11 protein-coding genes are annotated in these 17,683 nt (G+C 63.5%); 2 read left to right on the top strand and 9 right to left on the bottom strand.

What is annotated here, in order from left to right; translation table 11 throughout:
* Positions 1-58 precede the first annotated feature (58 nt).
* Genes SB822_RS48915 through SB822_RS48905 form a run of 3 tightly spaced genes read right to left on the bottom strand, consistent with a single transcriptional unit; the run spans position 59 to position 5,987 of the window.
* The gene (locus SB822_RS48915; protein ID WP_079490748.1) at positions 59-1,519 is read right to left on the bottom strand and encodes an efflux transporter outer membrane subunit; all 1,461 of its coding nucleotides are present in this window, start codon (positions 1,517-1,519) and stop codon (positions 59-61) included.
* A gap of 19 nt (positions 1,520-1,538) precedes the next feature.
* Positions 1,539-2,780: an efflux RND transporter periplasmic adaptor subunit gene (locus tag SB822_RS48910; RefSeq protein ID WP_009771380.1), complete on the bottom strand. Its 1,242-nt coding sequence runs from the start codon at positions 2,778-2,780 to the stop codon at positions 1,539-1,541.
* Positions 2,781-2,789: 9 nt separating this feature from the next.
* On the bottom strand, positions 2,790-5,987 hold the full coding sequence (locus SB822_RS48905) for an efflux RND transporter permease subunit (protein ID WP_009771381.1): 3,198 nt from the start codon (positions 5,985-5,987) through the stop codon (positions 2,790-2,792).
* Positions 5,988-6,313: 326 nt separating this feature from the next.
* Here SB822_RS48905 and SB822_RS48900 point away from each other — a divergent pair, with 326 nt between their 5' ends.
* On the top strand, positions 6,314-6,640 hold the full coding sequence (locus tag SB822_RS48900) for a DUF4148 domain-containing protein (protein WP_007738285.1): 327 nt from the start codon (positions 6,314-6,316) through the stop codon (positions 6,638-6,640).
* Between the two features lie 91 nt (positions 6,641-6,731).
* On the opposite strand, the gene SB822_RS48895 is transcribed toward SB822_RS48900, so the two are convergent.
* Positions 6,732-8,924, bottom strand: coding sequence for a molybdopterin cofactor-binding domain-containing protein (locus tag SB822_RS48895; RefSeq protein WP_410858132.1), 2,193 nt, complete (start codon positions 8,922-8,924; stop codon positions 6,732-6,734).
* A 3-nt stretch (positions 8,925-8,927) separates the two neighbouring features.
* On the bottom strand, positions 8,928-9,389 hold the full coding sequence (locus tag SB822_RS48890) for a (2Fe-2S)-binding protein (protein WP_007737278.1): 462 nt from the start codon (positions 9,387-9,389) through the stop codon (positions 8,928-8,930).
* Between the two features lie 271 nt (positions 9,390-9,660).
* On the opposite strand from SB822_RS48890, the gene SB822_RS48885 reads away from it, so the two are divergent.
* Entirely contained in the window at positions 9,661-10,341 is a 681-nt protein-coding gene (locus tag SB822_RS48885; protein WP_007737279.1) for a DUF4410 domain-containing protein, read from the top strand.
* 22 nt (positions 10,342-10,363) lie between these two features.
* Here the strand turns inward: SB822_RS48885 and SB822_RS48880 are convergent, their stop codons facing one another.
* The 4 genes from SB822_RS48880 to SB822_RS48865 all read right to left on the bottom strand — a co-directional run bounded on the left by SB822_RS48880 (position 10,364) and on the right by SB822_RS48865 (position 17,633).
* On the bottom strand, positions 10,364-13,306 hold the full coding sequence (locus SB822_RS48880; RefSeq protein ID WP_410858131.1) for an EAL domain-containing protein: 2,943 nt from the start codon (positions 13,304-13,306) through the stop codon (positions 10,364-10,366).
* Entirely contained in the window at positions 13,303-14,559 is a 1,257-nt protein-coding gene (locus SB822_RS48875) for an ABC transporter substrate-binding protein (protein ID WP_236674313.1), read from the bottom strand. Before SB822_RS48875 ends, SB822_RS48880 begins: the two co-directional genes overlap by 4 nt.
* A gap of 464 nt (positions 14,560-15,023) precedes the next feature.
* Positions 15,024-16,607: a Na+/H+ antiporter gene (locus SB822_RS48870; protein ID WP_410858130.1), complete on the bottom strand. Its 1,584-nt coding sequence runs from the start codon at positions 16,605-16,607 to the stop codon at positions 15,024-15,026.
* Positions 16,608-16,640: 33 nt separating this feature from the next.
* Positions 16,641-17,633: a helix-turn-helix domain-containing protein gene (locus tag SB822_RS48865; RefSeq protein WP_410858129.1), complete on the bottom strand. Its 993-nt coding sequence runs from the start codon at positions 17,631-17,633 to the stop codon at positions 16,641-16,643.
* Between the last annotated feature and the right edge of the window lie 50 nt (positions 17,634-17,683).

The following is a 17,683-nucleotide window of genomic DNA, read 5'->3' as shown; positions in this document are numbered from 1 at the left end:
GCAGTCGAGACAACACGCGACAGCGCGTATTTGCACGCCACGTGTGCGCTAGCGGCTGTCAATCCGTTGCGCGCGCATCCGTCAACGAGGCACGATCCCAGCCGCCGCCCAGCGCCTTCAGCAACCGCACGCTTGCGTCGATGCGTCGCGCGTCGATTTGCTCGGCCGTACGCTCATTGGATAACGCGATGGTCTGCGCCGTGACGACATCGAGGTAGTTGACCGCGCCTGCCTGAAAGCGATTGGACGTCAGCTTCAGCGAAAGGTCTGCCGCTGTCGTTGCACGTTGCTGGCTGTCGGCTTCGTTCGCGAGCGTATCGAGCGACGACAGGTTGTCTTCGACCTGCTGAAATGCGACCAGTACCGTTTGCCGGTAATCGGCGACCGTACCGTCATACTGCGCGTTCGCGCCCTTCAGTGCCGCTGTGCGGCGTCCGCCGTCGAACAGCGTGCCCGCGATCTGCGAGCCAAGCGACCAGAACAGACTCGACGCAGTGAGCCACGGCGCAAAGAACGTGCTTTCGAGCCCCGCTGTCGCCGACAGGGTGAGATTCGGATAGAACGCCGCGCGCGCCTGGCCGATCTGCGCGTTCGCGGCGGCCACGCGCCGCTCGGCGGCAGCGATGTCGGGGCGGCGCTCAAGCAATTGCGACGGCACGCCTGCCGGAATCTGCGGTAGCGCGATGGTCTCGACCTTGGGCGACAGCGAAAACGACGAAGCGGGCTGCCCGATCAGCGTCGCGATGGCGTGCTGAAGCTGCGCGCGCTGCACGTCGATATCGCTGTCCTGCGTGCGCGTGCTTTCAAGCTGCGTTTGAGCCTGCGCGACGGCCGACGCATCGATTGCGCCGTCGTTCAACTGCTGTTGCAGGATGCGCAGCGCGGCCGCGTACGCGGTGACGGTATCGTCGAGCAGCTTCTTTTGCCGGTCGAGCGAGCGCAGATCGAAATAGTCGGTGGCGAGATCGGCGGCGACGGCAAGGCGCACCGATTGCAGATCCGCTTCGCTGGCCTGCGCGTTATCGCGCGCGTTGACCGTCGCATCCTTTACACGACCGAACAGATCGGGCTCCCAGCTCGCCGCAACGCCCACCGAAAAATCGGGCACGGTATGGCCCGCCAGGCCCCGGTGCACGATGTTCTGCGAGGTTCGAAAGCGCTGCGCCGACGTTCCCGCCGTCACAGTGGGCGCATAACCGGCGCGCTGATAGTCGACCATCGCGCGCGCCGCTTCCAGTTGCGCGACGGCCTTGGCCACGGTCTGGTTCGACACGTCGACCTGCGCTTCGAGTTTGTTCAGCTCGTCGTCGCCGTAGAGCGTCCACCACGGGCCGCGCGACTGCGCGTCGGCAGGCGAGGCGAGCGTCCATCCCGCCGATGCCTGCGGCGTGCTCGCGAAATGATCGGGAACAGCCGTTTGCGGCTGCGAGTAGTGTGGCAGCGTCGAACACGCCGTCAGCGCGCTTGCGACAGCAATGACGACCGACTTGCGAACCAGCGACGCACGGACATTGAACATGATGAGTCTCGCCTCGCGCTTAACTGTGCTTCGCCGGCGTCGCCGACGTCGCCGGTGCGATGCGCACCGTTTCGCCGTTGCTGATCGCGTCGCCGGGATTGTTGATGACGCGGTCGGTCGCATCGAGCCCCGTTGCGACTTCGACATACGTGCCGAAGTCGCGGCCGATGGTCACCGTCTTGAGTTGCACCTTGTCGTCCTTGCCGATCGCGGCGACGGTCACGCCGTCCGGCCGGAACAGCAGGGCGCTGACGGGCACTTCGAGCGCGGGATGCGCCGTAACCAGCGCGAGATGAACCTGCGCATACGCGCCAGGCAGCAACGCGCCGTCGCGATTGTCGACATCGACTTCGACGTGCAGCGTGCGACTCACAGGGTCGATCGAATCGGCGCTGCGCGCGACGCTCGCGTCGAACTGACGCCCCGGATATTGCTGCGTCGTCAGATAGACCTTCGTGCCCGGCGCGATGCTCTGCGCGTCGTTTTGCGGCACGTCGACATAGACGCGCAAACGGTCGGTCTGTTCGATATGAAAGAGCTCGCCGCCGTTGGCCGCGATGCCGGGCGAGCCGCCCGCCGTCACCAGCGCGCCGACATCGACTTTGCGCGCGGTGATGACGCCGTTGAACGGCGCCGTCACTTTCTCGTACGACACCAGTTCGGAGAGCCGCGCCACGTTCGCTTGCGCCGCCTGCCATGCGGCGAGCTTCGCCGCGCTGTCGCTCGTCTTCGCGTTCGCGTCCTGTTGCGAGACCGATTGCGTTTGCAGCATCGTCTGCCAGCGCTGCGCCGTGCTGTCCGCGAAGCTGTAATTGGCTTTGGCGTTCGCTTCGTCGGCGCGCGCCTGACGCAGTTGCGCGTCGAGTTCCGGCGTCTGGATATCGGCGAGCGTTTGGCCCGCCTGGACCTTCGCGCCGATATCCGCATACCAGTGCTGGATGTAGCCGCTCGTGCGCGCGTAGATCGATGCATCGGCGTACGGCATCACATTGCCCGGTAACAGCAGTTCTTGCGATGCGGGCGCGCGCGTTGGCGTCAACGCGTCGACGCTCAGATAGCGCTGCGCGTCGACCTGCTGCGTGAGCGCCGTGCTGGCGTGAAGCCGCGGCACGATGCCGATCGCGAGCAGCGCGGCAGCGACGGCTGCGAGCGCGACAGGCAGCACGAAGCGCCGCTTGTGGGGCAAAGGCGCGCCGTTGGATAGCGCGAGGTCGGTGCTGGCCGATGGCTCGTGACCGGTCGGCAGATTGGGCGTGGTCATGAAAAGTCCTTACTGGGCGTGTGTGGTCACTTCGGCGGAATCGGCGGCACGCTTTGCGCGGCGCTTCGCGAGCCACGCGTGCACCATGCCGAACACGACGGGCACGAACAACAGTGTCGACACCGTGCCGATCGCGAGACCGCCGATCACCGCGCGGCCGAGCGGCGCGTTCTGCTCGCCGCCGTCGCCAAGTCCGAGCGCCATCGGCAGCATGCCGATCAGCATCGCGAGGGCCGTCATCAGCACGGGGCGGAAGCGGTTGAAGCCTGCATCGAGCGCAGCGGCGAGCGGCGCCATGCCGTTCGCGAGCGATTCGCGCGCGGTGTTGATGACGAGAATGCTGTTAGCGGTGGCAATGCCGATGCAAAGAATCGTGCCCGTCAACGCGGGGACGCTGAGCGTCGTATGCGTGGCGAACAGCATCCACGCGATGCCCGCCAGCGACCCCGGCAAGCCGCTGATGATGATGAGCGGATCGAGCCACGACTGGAAATTCACGACCATCAGCAGATAGACGAGCGCGATCGCAAACACGAGACCGGCGCCGAGACCCGCGAACGACTCGTTCATCGACTGCACCTGTCCGCGGATCACGATCGACGAGCCGGGCGGCAATTGCGCGCGCGCGGCGTCGACGAGCTTCGTTACGTCAGTTGCGACGCCGCCCAGATCGCGCCCCTGCGTCGACGCGAAAATGTCGAGCACGGGTTGCACGTTGTAGTGCGACACGACGGCCTGCTGCATGGTGCGCGACATCGTGCCGAGCGTGCCCAGCTGATTCTGCGGATTGACGCTCACCTGGTTCGTCGTCAATGGAATGTTGGCGAGCGTTTGCAGCGAGTGAATGTCGTATTGCGGCACTTCCGCCAGCAACGGATAGCTGACGCCGTTCTTCGGATCGAGCCAGAAATTCGGCGTGGTCTGCGAGCTGCCCGACAGCGCGATCAGCATGTTCTGCGCGACATCCTTCTGCGTGAGGCCCGCCTGCATCGCCTTGGTGCGATCGACATTGATGTCGATGGTCGGCTCGTCGCCGGGCTGCTGGATGCGTGCATCGACGAGACCGCGCACGCCGCGCATCTGCGCGAGCAGTTTGTCCGCGACGACGCGGTTCTGATCGAGCTTGTTGCCGACGATCTGCACGTCGATAGGCGCGGGCAGGCCGAAGTTCAGAATCTGGCTGACGATGTCGGCGGGCAGGAACGCGAACGTCACGCCTGGAAACGATTGTGCGAGCACGTTGCGCAACTGCGCGACGTATTGTGCCGTCGGCTTGTGATCGGGCTTCAGCGTAATCATGATGTCGGCGTCTTCCGGGCCGACTGGGTCCGACGAGTCGTACGTCAGGTTGATGCCGCTCACGGGCACGCCGATGTTGTCGAGCACGGCCGCCTGTTCCGGCTTCGGAATCACGCTGCGAATCTTTGCTTCGACTTCATCGGTGATACGCGCTGTCTGCTCGATGCGCGTTCCCGTTGGTGCGCGCAGATGCAGGCGGATTTCGCCCGTATCGACGGCGGGGAAGAAGTCGCGCCCGGCGAACGGAATCAGCGCGAGCGACGCGAAGCACAGCGCGAGATAAACCGGAATGAAACGGCGGCGATTTGCGATCGCGCGTTGCAGCACGTTGTGGTAGCCGTGGCGCAGTGCTTCGAAGCGACGCTCGAAACCTGCCTGAAAGCGCGCAAAGATCGCGAAGGGTCCTTTTGCTGCGTGACCGTTCTTCGAAGGCGCGCGCATCAGATACATCGCGAGTGTCGGAATCAGCGTGCGCGAGAAGAAGTACGACGCACACATCGCGAACACGACGGCTTCCGCCAGCGGCACGAACAGATAGCGCGCAACGCCCGAAAGAAGAAACATCGGCACGAACACGATGCAGATCGACAGCGTCGAGACGAAGGTCGGCACGGCGATTTCGCCCGAGCCGTTCAGAATAGCGTCGTGCAGCGGCTCGCCGTTTTCGAGGTGATGCGTGATGTTTTCGATTGCTACGGTCGCATCGTCGACGAGTATGCCGACGGCGAGCGCAAGGCCGCCCAGCGTCATGATGTTGATGGTCTGTCCGAGGGCAGCCAGCGCAATCAGCGAGGTGAGCACGGCAAGCGGAATCGACACCGCGATGATCAACGTCGCGCGCCAGCTGCCGAGAAACAGCAGGATCATCGCGGCCGTCAGGCACGCGGCGATCAGCGCTTCGCGCACGACGCCCGAAATCGCGGACTTCACGAACACCGACTGATCGGAAAGCGGCGTGATCTTCAGCGCGCTCGGCAGACCGGCGGCGATCTTCGGCAACATCGCCTTCACTTGCTGGATGATGGTGAGCGTCGATGCGCTGCCCGTCTTTTCGATTTGCAGGAGCGCTGCGCGCTTGCCGTCGCTGCGCACGATGTTCGTCTGCGGCGCATAGCCATCGATCACATGCGCGACGTCGCGCACATAGACCACGCTGCCGTTGACCGTCTTGATGGGCAAATCGTTGAGCGCGGCGACCGTGCTCGTGCTGCCGTTCATCTCGACGTTGTATTCGCGCGCGCCGATCTTCGCCGTGCCGCCCGGCAGAATCAGGCTTTGCGCGTTGACGGCGTTGACCACGTCGATGGGCGCGAGGCCTTTGGCCTGCAGTGCTTTCGGATCGAGCTGGACCATGATCTGGCGGATCTTGCCGCCGTATGGCAACGGCACGGCCGCGCCTTGAATCGTCGCGAGCTGCGTGCGGATGAAGCTGTTGCCCAGATCGTAGAGCGTCTGTTCCGGCAGGGTGTTGCTCGACAGACCCAGTTGCAGCACAGGCACCGTCGATGCGTTGTACGAGATGATGTTCGGCGGCAGCGTGCCTGGCGGCAGCACGCGCAGAATCGACGCGGAGTTCGACGCGGCCTCGGCAATCGCGCGGTTGATGTCGGCGCCCGGATGAAAGAACACCTTCACCACGGATACGCCATTCAAAGATTGCGATTCGATATGTTCGATATCGTCGACATCGGTCGTGAGCGCGCGCTCGTAGTTCGACGTGATCCGATGCGCCATGTCCTCGGCGGAAAAGCCGTTATACGACCAGACGATGCTGACGACAGGAATATTGATGTTCGGAAAGATATCCGTCGGCGTGCGCAGGATCGCGAGCGGCCCGATGATGAAGAGCAGCACGGCCAGCACGATAAATGTGTAAGGCCGCCGCAGGGCCAGTTTGACGATCCACATGAGTTTCCTTGGACGATGATCTGTCGGTACGCCCAGACGCGGATCTCGCGCGGGCAATGCATAAGGTCGCAGTGTGGAGGCGGGGCACTTACTGATTAGTGACTGTGACATTACGAATCCGACATCTAACGCGGAGGATAAATGGCCGCGATGCTTCGCGATTTCGTAAATGACCGATTTGTCATCTGGGAGACAGGGTTAGGTCAGCAGTCAGTGCACACAATGGCGCTAACCCTTCGCACCCCGCGACGGGGCAAAGGGAATTGGGGTCACACCCGCAAGGATGTGGCGCTGGTCGAGCACTCCTCACTTGCAGGTGAACCATCATGAAAGCACTGATTCAAGCCGTAGTCGTTTCGTGCGCGCTGGCTGCGCCGGCACTTTCCTTCGCTCAGGCCGACCAGGGCCAGGTCACGCGCGCTCAGGTGCGCGAAGACCTGCAACGCGTCGAACAGGCGGGCTATCGCCCGGTCTCCGACGACGCGACTTATCCCGCCGATATCCAGGCAGCCGAAACCAAGGCCTCGGCAGGCGATCAGCCGATGGAACACACGGCAGTGGGCGGTGTCGCGCCGAGCGGCACGATGCAGATGGGCTCGCCAAGATCGACGACGACGGACGGGAATCCGCAGCCGGTCTTCTTTGGAAATTGAAGTTAAGGCAGCGGGCGCTTCGCCCGCTGCCTGCCCTGACGGTCAGCGCATCGCGTAGCCGCCTGCCAGAGGCGGCTCGCGATCGCTTGCTTCAAGCAAGGCTTTCCGTCGAGAACGGCATCGCATAGACCCGCTTGCCCGTCGCCGCGAAAATGGCGTTTGCGACAGCGGGACCAACAGGCGCGACACCCGGTTCGCCGATGCCCGTCGGCGCTTGCGTCGATGCAACGATGTGCACCTCGACCTTCGGCATCGCATCGATGCGCAGCACGCGGTAGCCGTCGAAGTTGTTCTGCTCGACGTGGCCGTCCTTCAGCGTGATCGCGCCATACAACGCTGCGCCCAGCCCGAAGCCAATGCCGCCTTCGATCTGCGCCGCGATCACGTCCGGGTTGATCGCCGTGCCGCAGTCGACCGCACACACCACGCGATCGACCTTGACCTTGCCGTCTTTATCCACGGACACCTCGGCGACCTGCGCGACGAACGTCTTGAATGCTTCGGCGACGGCGATGCCGCGTCCCTTGCCGGCCGGCAGAGGCGCGTTGCTCCAACCCGCTTTCTGCGCCGCGAGGTCAAGCACGCCACGCATGCGCGGCTCGTGTTCGAGCAGATCGCGCCGGAACGTGTACGGGTCTTTGCCTGCCGCGTGCGCCGCTTCGTCGATGAACGCTTCGACCGCGAAAGCCGTGTGCGAACTGCCGACCACCCGCCACCACAGAACAGGCACGCCCGTCTGCATCGTCGACAGTTCGACCGAGATGTTCGGAATCGCATACGCGATGTTCGCGGCGCCTTCCACCGAGGTCCCGTCGATCCCGTTCTTGATCAGCCCCGCGAACGGCGTGCCGGCGACGATCGACTGCCCGACGATCCGATGCTGCCAGCCGACCAGCTTGCCGTCGCGCGTCAGGCCTGCATCGAGCTTGTGGAAATACATCGGGCGATAGAGGCCGCCGTGGATGTCGTCCTCGCGCGTCCATTGCAGCTTGACGGGCGTGCCGTTCGCGCCGAGCGCCTTCGCGATCGACACGGCTTCGACGATATAGTCCGAGCCGGGATTGGCGCGCCGGCCGAAGCTGCCGCCCGCGTACAGCGTGTGGATGCTGACCTGCTGCGGCTGCAGGCCTGCGACGCGCGCCGCGTTCGCCTGATCGACGGTCTGGAACTGATCGCCCGCCCAGATTTCGCAGCTATTGGCCGTCAGCCTGATGACGGCGTCGAGCGGCTCCATCGGCGCGTGCGCGAGATACGGAAATTCGTAGCTCGCGGAGAGCTTGCGCGCCGCGCCCTGGATCGCCTTCGACGCATCGCCTTCGGTGCGCGCGGGCAGGCCGGGTTTGTCGGCGGCCTTGCGGTACTCGGCCATGATGTCCGCCGAACTGCGCTTTTCCGCGTGCGTGTCGTCCCATTCCACTTTCAGCGCGTCGCGGCCCTGCTTCGCGGCCCAGAAACTCTTTGCGACGACAGCGACGCCGCGCGGCACCTGCACCACGTTCACCACGCCAGGGACCGCTTTCGCCGCCGATGCATCGAACGAGCGCACCGTCGCGCCGAACAGCGGCGGACGCTGCATCACGGCGACGAGCATGCCGGGAAGCGTCACGTCGAGCGTGAACTGCGCGGTGCCGTCGGTTTTCGGCGGCACGTCGACACGCGGTGCCTGGCTGCCGATCAACCTGAAGTTCTTCGGGTCCTTCAGTATCACGTTTTCCGGTACAGGCAATGCGGCGGCCGCCGATGACAGCGAACCGTACGTCGCATGCTTGCCGCTCGCGTCGTGATAGACGACGCCGCGCTCCGTGCGCAATTCGGATGCGGGCACCTTCCACTGCTGTGCCGCCGCCGTGACCAGCATCACGCGCGCGGTCGCGCCCGCTTCGCGCAGCTGCGTCCACGAATTGGCCATCGCCGAGCTGCCGCCCGTGCCCTGGATCGTGCCGAATGCGAGATTCGCGTAGCGCTTCGCATCGGCGGGCGCGCTTTCGACGCGCACGCGCGACCAGTCTGCGTCGAGCTCTTCCGCGACGATCGTCGCAATGCCCGTGTACGCGCCCTGGCCCATTTCGACGTGCTTTGCGATCACGGTCACGCTGTCGTCGGCGCCGACGCGCAGGAAGGCGTTCGGCGCGAACGTGCCGCCAGGCGCTTGTGCGGCGATCGCGCGGCGCGACGTGCCCGCCCATTCGAAGCCGATCGTGAGCGCGAGAGCTGCTGCCGTGCCCGCGCCTTTCAGGAAGGTGCGCCGCGACGGGCGCTGAACGTCAACGATATCTGTCGTCATCGCTTACGCTCCCATCGCGTCGGCGGCGTCGTGAATCGCCGCGCGAATGCGCGTGTAGGTCGCACAGCGGCAGATGTTGCCGCTCATCGCGGCGTCGATGTCGGCGTCGGACGGCTTGGGGTTTTGCACGAGCAGCGCGGCAGCGGACATGATCTGCCCGGACTGACAGTAGCCGCACTGCGGCACCTGCAGTTTCACCCACGCGGCCTGCACGGCCTTGGCCGGCTTGCCCTGCAATCCTTCGATCGTCGTGATGTGACGGCCTTCGACAGCTGCGAGCGGCGTGATGCACGAGCGGATCGGCTGGCCTTCGAGATGAACCGTGCACGCGCCGCACTGCGCCATCCCGCAGCCGAACTTTGTTCCATGCAGACCGGCGACTTCGCGGATAGCCCAGAGCAGCGGCATGTTGGGATCGGCGTCCAGTGTTGTGGACTTGCCGTTGAGAATCAGAGTGGTGGACATCGATGACTCCGAGTAGGTTCGGGTTCTGGTTTTACACGGTTGCCCGCGCTCGCGCTTGCCGCATGCACAGCGATGACGAAGCAGTGGGAACGTGTCGGAGTGTGGCTCAAAGCGGCCGTTTCTGTTGTTCGAAAACTCCGGAAGTCTTGCCTAATCCTGTGGGTCTCGCAGAGTCATCGAAGCGCCCGTGTCGGTCGCTTTGCGGCGGGCGGCGTATATTCGTCTCTGGCGCAAACAGTTTCCGCGCGACGGCCACAATCAGGAGATCGCGATGAACAATCGATGGTGGACATGCCCGGTTGCAGCGTTCTGGCTCGCCGCGTTTGCGTCCGTTGCGCTCGCGCAGCAAGGCGGCGCGACGGGCGCCTCGGCGCCCGTCGTCTATGTGTCGGACTTCGAACTCGATGCCGCCGACATCACACCCGATCAGAGCCGCTTGAGCCGCGCGCGACGCCTTGCGGGTAGCCTGTCGCCGCTGCATCTGTCGGAGCAGGACCCGCAAAAGAAATCGCAGGAACTGGTCGCGAAGATGTCGGAAACGCTCGTCGCCGATTTGCAGCACGACGGCATCGACGCGCGCCGTCTTCCCGGCGACGCGCCGCTTCCCGCGCAGGGCTGGCTGGTGCGCGGCGTATTTCTGAGCGTGGACGAAGGCAACCGCGTGCGGCGCGCCGTCGTGGGTTTCGGCGCGGGACAGGGCAAGATCGAACTGGCGGTCGCCATCGATCCGCTGCCCAACGAATCGCCCACGCCGCTTTATCAAACGGTAGAAGGGCAGTCGGACCGGCACGTTCCCGGTGCGATCGTCAAGCTCAATCCCTATGCAGCGGCCGCACGATACGTGATGGCGGGCAACGATCAGCAGGCCGATATCAAACAGGTTGCCGGGCAGGTTGCGGATGCCGTGCAAGCGCGCGTGAAGCCGCGCGCCGCACAAGCGCCGCAGCAATAGCGCGAGCCGGCAGCGCCGCGCATCAGTTGCTTGCTGGGCTGACTTCGATCCGCGGCCAGACGAGCGCTTCGAACTGCTCGGGCGGAACCGGCTGCGAGTACAAAAAGCCTTGCGCAAAATCGCAGCCGACTGCCATCAGGAAATCGCGCTGCTCGATGGTTTCCACGCCTTCGGCAATGACCTTCAGCCCGAGCTTGTGCGCCAGCACGACCATCGCCTCGCAGAGCGCCTGATTGTCCGCATCGAAGCCGAGGTTCTGCACGAAGGACCGGTCGATCTTCAAAAAGTCGATCTCGAAGCGCTTTAGATAGGCCAGCGACGAATAACCCGTACCGAAGTCGTCGATCGAAATGCGGATACCTGCATTGCGGAACGTCATCAGCCTTTCGTCGATCTTCAGGTCGGCGTGCATCAGCAGCCCTTCGGTGATCTCGACGGCAACGCTCTGTCCCGGCATGCCTTCGTGATGCAGATACTCGGACCATTGCGTGCACACCAGATTGTCCTGGCGAATCTGCACCGGCGACACGTTGACGCTGATCTGGAACGACGAATGGAAGCGGTTGCGCCAACGCTTCGCCTGCTGCACGGCCTGCCTGAACACCCAATCGCCGATCGGCACGATGAGGCCCGTGTCTTCGGCCAACGGTATGAAGTCCAGCGGGCTGATCATGCCGCGCTCGGGATGCAGCCAGCGGATCAGCGCCTCGGCCTTGTAGATGTCGCCCGTCGTTAGATCGACGATTGGCTGGTAGTAGAGCCGGAACTGATCGCCCGGCAGCGCGGCGCGCAGATCGCTCGTCAGACGCAGGCGTTTTTCCGCCGCGATCTGCAAATCCTGCGTGAAATAGCTGAGGCAGTTGCGACCCGCGTTCTTGGCCGCGTACATCGCCTGATCGGCGTTCTTGAAGAGCACGTCGAGTTCGCTCGCGTCGTCCGGGTAGAGCGTCACGCCAATGCTCGCCGAAATGAACGCCTCGTCCGGGCCGAGCGTGAACGGCTCGGACAGCTTGTCGATGATCGTCCGCGCAATCCGCTCGATGCTGCCAATGTGATCGAGATTCGGCAGGATCACGGTGAACTCGTCGCCGCCAAGACGCGCGACGATGTCCGCGTCACGCACGCACGACGTGATTCGCCGCGCGGCTTCGATCAACAGCGTGTCGCCCGTATCGTGTCCCAGAGAATCGTTGACTTCCTTGAAGCGGTCCAGATCGATCAGCATCAAGGCCATCCGATGCCCGGAGCGCTGAGCGATCTTCGCTTCCTGTTCGAGACGGTTCTGGAACATCTGGCGGTTCGGCAGTTGTGTCAGCGTGTCGAAGTTGGCCTGCTTCCAGATGGCGGCTTCGAACGCCATCCGGTCCGACAGGTCGCGGCCCACGGCGAGCACCGAATTGACCCGACCCGACGGATCGATTTCCGGCGTGAGGCGAATATGCGAGCACTGCTCCTGTCCGTCCTTGCTGACCCAGCGCAGCTCGAATTGCCCGCTTTTTCCCGTCGAAATCGCTTCGCTGATCTTGCGCTCGTAGATCAGCGCGTTCGATCCGCCGGGTATTTCCGAAGGCCGCTTGCCGAGCGCTTCGCCTAGGGGGCGCCCCGCCGACGTGCAAAAAGCCGGGTTCGCATACGTGCGGCGCAGATCGCGGTCGTAGCGCGTGATCGTGTCGGGCGAATTCTCGATCAGCGTGCGCGATTCCAGTTCCCGGCTGACCAGCTCCGCCGTGCGTTCGACGACGGTCTGCTCCAGCGACGCATTGATCTCGTTGATCTTCTGGATCTTCTGCCTGATCGCCCCGCGCATTCGTTCGAAGCGGTGCGCGAGTCTGCCCAGTTCGTCCTGTCCGTCGGCATCGACGTGAGCTTCGGCAAGCGCCTGCTCTTCGGCGCCCGCATCGCTGCCCGTGTCGTGCATTTTCCGCACGAGATCTTTCAGCGGCGACGAAATGCTGTGCGAGATGAAGTAGGCGAAGAAGATCGACAGCAGAAAGCCTGAAATGCCGACCAGCACGATCTGGTTGCGCACGGATTGCGCCTCGACCGTCAGCTTCTTTTCAGGAATCGTGCTGACGACGAACCATGTCGTGCCGGGAATTCGTGTGTAGGCCGCGAAGTAGCCCGCGTGGTTCTTGCCTTCGAAGCTGACGAAGCCATTAGGTTGGCCGAGCATCTCGGTGTTGTGCGCGATTCCGTCTATCAGACCGGGTTCGGCCGTCGCGTTCGTGCTGGCGGGCATGTCGTCGCCGCGCACGATCAGCTTGTTGTTGCTGCTGTCGAGCACGTAGATTTCCGTTCCCGTGCCCAGGGCGACGTCGTTGAAGATCGTCGAGAAATGCTCGGGGCGAATCACCAGCACCAGATTGCCGAGACGCCGGTTGTTGCTCTTGCCGATGACCGCGCGCACCATCCCCAGGTTCAGTTGTCCGACGCCGTTGTCGTAACTGCCCCAGTACGGGCGTCCGTTGCGATCGGGCGCCTGCTTGACGAAGCGCATCACGCCGCGCGTCAGTTGCGCGAACGCCTGCGTGTCCATCACCCGGTCGTGCGTGTCGAGCAGATACTTCGCGTTGATGAAATCGACAGAGCCGTAGTGATCGAGCAGCAGACGCGTCATGTCGAGGCGCGCCTCGTTCTGTTCCTTCGCGCTGCCGTTCGCGACCTTCATCAGCGAGGACTGAACCTGATCGGAGAGCACGAGCAGGCTGCTTTCCGTTTCGATCTGCTCCATGCGCAGCACGATGTTCCGCGACACCTGCTTGACGACCTCTTTCGAGAATATCTCCGCCTTCTCCTTGATGGCCGCCGTCGACTCCGCATACGATATGTAGCCCGAAATGAGTACGGGCAACAGCGACAGCAGGATAAACGCGGTGATCAGCCGGTAACGTATTTCGACACGGCGCAGCAGATCCTGCGACAGGTATTCAAGAACGCGTTGCAGTGAACCGATGATCGAGCTCATTTGTAATGCATCTTCGCTTCATTCTTGACGGACGCATCCAGCAGCTGGGCCGCCTGCCTGGGCGTGATCCTGTTCAACAGGACATCCTGCATCAACCGGTGCAAGCGCTCGATGGAGTTGGACGGAAGCACCGAATAGTACGGGCTTGCGGTGACGGGATAGCGACTAACTTCATTAGTGTATTCGACGATCTTCGGGTCGCCCGCCATCGCGCCCGTGCTCTGTCTGAACGGCGAAATGTTCTGGCGCTTCGCCTGGAGAATGGCGAAACCCTTTGCAGCGATGAACTCGAGAAAGCGCATGGCGGCAACCTTGTTCGGCGTTTCGCACACGGCAAAGCCCGTTTCGCTGCCGACAATCGGCACGACCCGCTTGCCGGGCGCGTTCCATGGCGGAATGAAAACGCCTGTTTCGAAGGGATTGCCGTGCAGCAGCAGACCGGCTGCCCAGCTGCCGTGAATCGCCATTGCGACCTTGCCTTCCTTGAACAGCCGGATGCCGCCGTCGTAGTCCGTCGCCATGAATCCGTCCTGCACGTAGCCGCGTTCCGGCATCAGCGCCATTTTGGCAAAGATATCGGCGACGGCAGGCGTGTTCAGATTCAGCGTGCCGTCGTCGATTTTCTTCTTCCACGCGGGGTCGCGCGCCACCACGTTGTTCGCGAAGCCGGAGCTGAACGGACCATTGCCCAGCATATTGGGAAACCCGCCGTTCCACATGATTGGCGTGAAGCCCGCGCGCTTGAGCTGCTCGCAGACCGCGAGGAACTCGCGAAAGTTGGTCGGCAGTGTCTTGATTCCCGCCTTCGCAAACATATCCTGGTTGTAGTACATCAGCACCGTCGCGACGCCGCCGGAAATGCCGAATGCTTTCGACTGGCGGCTCGTCCAGTCGCCCTTCAACGGATCGATCATGTTGTTCCACGCTGCCGTCTGACTGACGTCGGCGAGGATGTGCTGGTCGGCCAGTTCAGCCGAGTACGCATTCGGATTCACGCTGACGAGATCCGGCAGATTTCCCGACGCGACCCGGGGCTTGATGTTTGCCTCGACGGAATTGCCGACCATGAACTGCACGTTCACGCCGATGTCCGGATTTTCCTTGCTGAATTCGGCGGCGATCTGGAGCATCTCTTCCGGCCAGTCAGGCGCCCAGATCAGCGCGGTAATGATCGTCTTCGCCGGCGCGGACGCGCCCGGCGAAGCAGAATCCTTCTGGTGACAACCGTACAACGACAAAAAAATCAGAGTCACCAGGCCAGATAGCAGGGAGGCAAGCGCAAGTCGTCGCACGTGAGAATCGCTTTCAGTTTCGGAGTGGATCGGGCGGCACTTAGCAGCGAGCGGTCGCGCATCGGGCGCAACGCCATCGCAATCTGCTTCGCGAGAAAACCGGTCGCGTCGCCATGAACGCGTGCGCATCCGCTTCGCAGCAAACGCAAACGCGAGCGGCTCTTCGGATCGAAGAGCATGGCTGTTTGAGCGACGGAATGGGCGAAGCGGCGAACGGCAAACGATTGCCGTGAAACAAGGGCCCGATTACATAACGTGACGTTGCGGTCGAAACCTGTAAAGAAACGCTTGCGGCGAGTGCGACACGCATATCGGGCCCTGACGGCGGCTAGGAAATCGGGCGAGGCGATACCTCAATTGCATATCGGCAAGTCAGGTCATTACTTGAGGCGGCCACGCGTCGGTGCGTGGTGCGCCTGCGGCGCCTAGCCTCGGGCGTGGCGGGACGAGATTTCCTGCAGGTCGAGATCGTGTTCCATCACGTGCAGCAGATCGTCGTGAATCAGGCCGCTCCGATGCAGGCGCAACAGTTCGACGCGGCCTGCGGCGATTGCGGCGAGGATGACGTCGTAGTGCGCTTTGCGCGCCTCCAGCGGAAAGCTCGGCGCGTGCTGGAACTCGTCCGTGAGACGCGCGCGATAGCTGTACTGTTCGAGCAGCCGCGGATGCAGGACGCTGCCGTCCGGCGCGTAGACGAGCGGCTTGATCGCTTCCAGCTGCGCTGCCTCCAGCCGTGCCCATGCCTGCATCTCATTCAGATAAGTCGACGCGTGTGCATCGCTTGCCGGTTTGACGAGCCGGATTATCATGCCGATCGTCGTGCCTTGCAGCAGCACCGTAAAAAGAATGACGACGAACGCGGAGAACAGAATCAGATCGCGGCCTGGCATTGTTTCAGGCAGCGAAAGAGCGATCGCCAGTGTTACGACGCCGCGCATACCCGCCCAACTCACGACGGCAGCGGAACGCCAGTCGGCGGGCGGCGCGGCGCGACGCGAAATGCGGTGCAGCACCGCGTTGATCGATTCGAGCGTGAACGTCCACACGCAGCGCGAAACGACGACCGTGACCACGGTCGCCATCGCGGCGGGGCCGAGCAGCGCGAGCGCATTGTCGAGGCCGCCAAGCCGCTGCATCACGCCGCGCAGCGACAGGCCGATCAGCACGAACACGAGCGCCTCGAACACGAACACGACGACTTGCCAGAACGCGGAGCCACGCGTTCGCGCGGTCGCGGAGAAGACTTCGTGCTGATGCCAGCCGAGCAGCATGCCGCAGGTCACAGTCGAGATGACGCTCGATACGCCGAGCATTTCGCCCGCGATGTAGCTGATCCACGCAGAGATCACTGAAGTCGTGATGATCAGATAGTCGTCGTCGAGCAGGCGCAGCAGACACACGACGCCATAGCCGACCACGCATCCGACCACCACACCGCCTACCGCGAGCCCCGCGAAGCTCAGCACGGCATGCGACGCGCTGAACGCGCCCGTGAGCGCGGCGGCGACGGCGAAGCGGAACAGCACGAGGCCGGCGGCGTCGTTCAGCAGGCTTTCGCCTTCGAGCAGCACCATCAGGCGGCGCGGCAGCGCGAGCCGTTCGAGCACCGCTTTCGCCGCGACGGCATCCGGCGGCGAGACGACGGCGCCGAGCGCGAAGCAGGCCGCCCACGGCAGCGACGGCACAACGACATGCACGACGACGCCGACTATCCATGTCGTGAACGCAACCGCACCGATCGCGAACAGCAGAATGGGCTTCAGATGCCGCTTGAAGTCGGTCCAGACGAAGAAGTACGCGCCATCCATCAGCAATGGCGGCAGGAAAACGATCAGCACGAGGTCGGGATCGAGCACGACGGGCGGCAGGCCGGGCGCGAACGCCATCGCGGCGCCGCCGACCAGCAACGCGGCCGCGGGCGGCAGCCGCAGACGCTTCGCGATCAGTTCGAGCGCGATGATCGCAATCAGCGAAAGCAGCACCAGCTTGAATGCCGACACAGCCGACATGGCTTCTCCTGTTGAGCGTTTGTGGCAGGGACGTTAAAGCGTGAACATCCGGAAATCGAGCGGCGACATATCGAATGCGCGGCGGAACGCGCGATTGAAATCGGACGCGCTGTTGAAGCCGAGTCCATACGCGATTTCGACCACCGCCTTGTTCGGATAGCGGCGCAGTTCGTCCGCTGCCTGGCTCAGCCGGCGGTTGCGAATATACGTTGCAAGCCCGCCTTCGCTCTCGAACAGCCGGTAGAGCGTCGGGCGCGACAGCTGCGACGCGAGCAGCACGCTTTCGGGCGAAAGATCGGGTTCATGCAGATTGGCTTCGATGTAGCGCCGGAGGGTGCCGAACACGGCGGCGCGCGCGACCGCGCGTGCACCGCCCGCGCGGCCCGTCCGCTTGCCGAACGCGGCCGCAATCAACATGGCGCAGGTTTTCAGCGCGTCGTGGAAGTCGGCGGGATTTATCGACTGACCGGTTTGGGACAACGCGGCGAGATAGCCCGGAATCAGGCGCGCGAGCGGCGAGTCGTATTCGATGACATGACCGTGAATCGACTCAGGCTCGGGTAGCACGGGCGCGAGCCATTCGCGCGGCAGGAAGATCGCCAGCAAACGGCAGTCGGTGCGTTCCATGCGCATCGGCTGCCCCATGTCCAGCGCGAGAATGCCGGGCTTGATCTGCGTGGAAACGCGCTTGGGATACATGCCCGTCGTCGTCTCGATCTGGCCATCGACAAGCACATGGAACACGAATTGGCGCGCGCTATCGGTGGAGATTCGCGCGGCGGTGCGAGTTTGCAGGACCGCGTCGGTGCGGCAGTCCATGAAGGCGAGATCCGCGGAGCGATAGCTGTCGATGGTCCCTCGAAAGCCGCTTTCCCGCTGACTCTTTGCGACGGGCACATCCAGGATATGACCGATGCGATTTCTCCAGGCGAGCAATTGCTGCTGCGGCGACTCGCTGGCGGTGCTGAAGTAGTCGTGTGCGTATGGGAGCCGCGTCGGGCCGTCGGTCGGATGCTCGATCTTCAAGGCTGTGAGTGAACCCGAATGAGGTGATTCCGATTGCAGGGAAGACTGCC

Origin of the sequence: Paraburkholderia sp. SIMBA_054 (assembly GCF_046534875.1) — a bacterium.
Taxonomy (GTDB): Bacteria; Pseudomonadota; Gammaproteobacteria; order Burkholderiales; family Burkholderiaceae; genus Paraburkholderia; species Paraburkholderia hospita.
The sequence above is the reverse complement of the archived record's forward strand: the minus strand, read 5'-3'. Positions and strand labels throughout refer to the sequence as shown.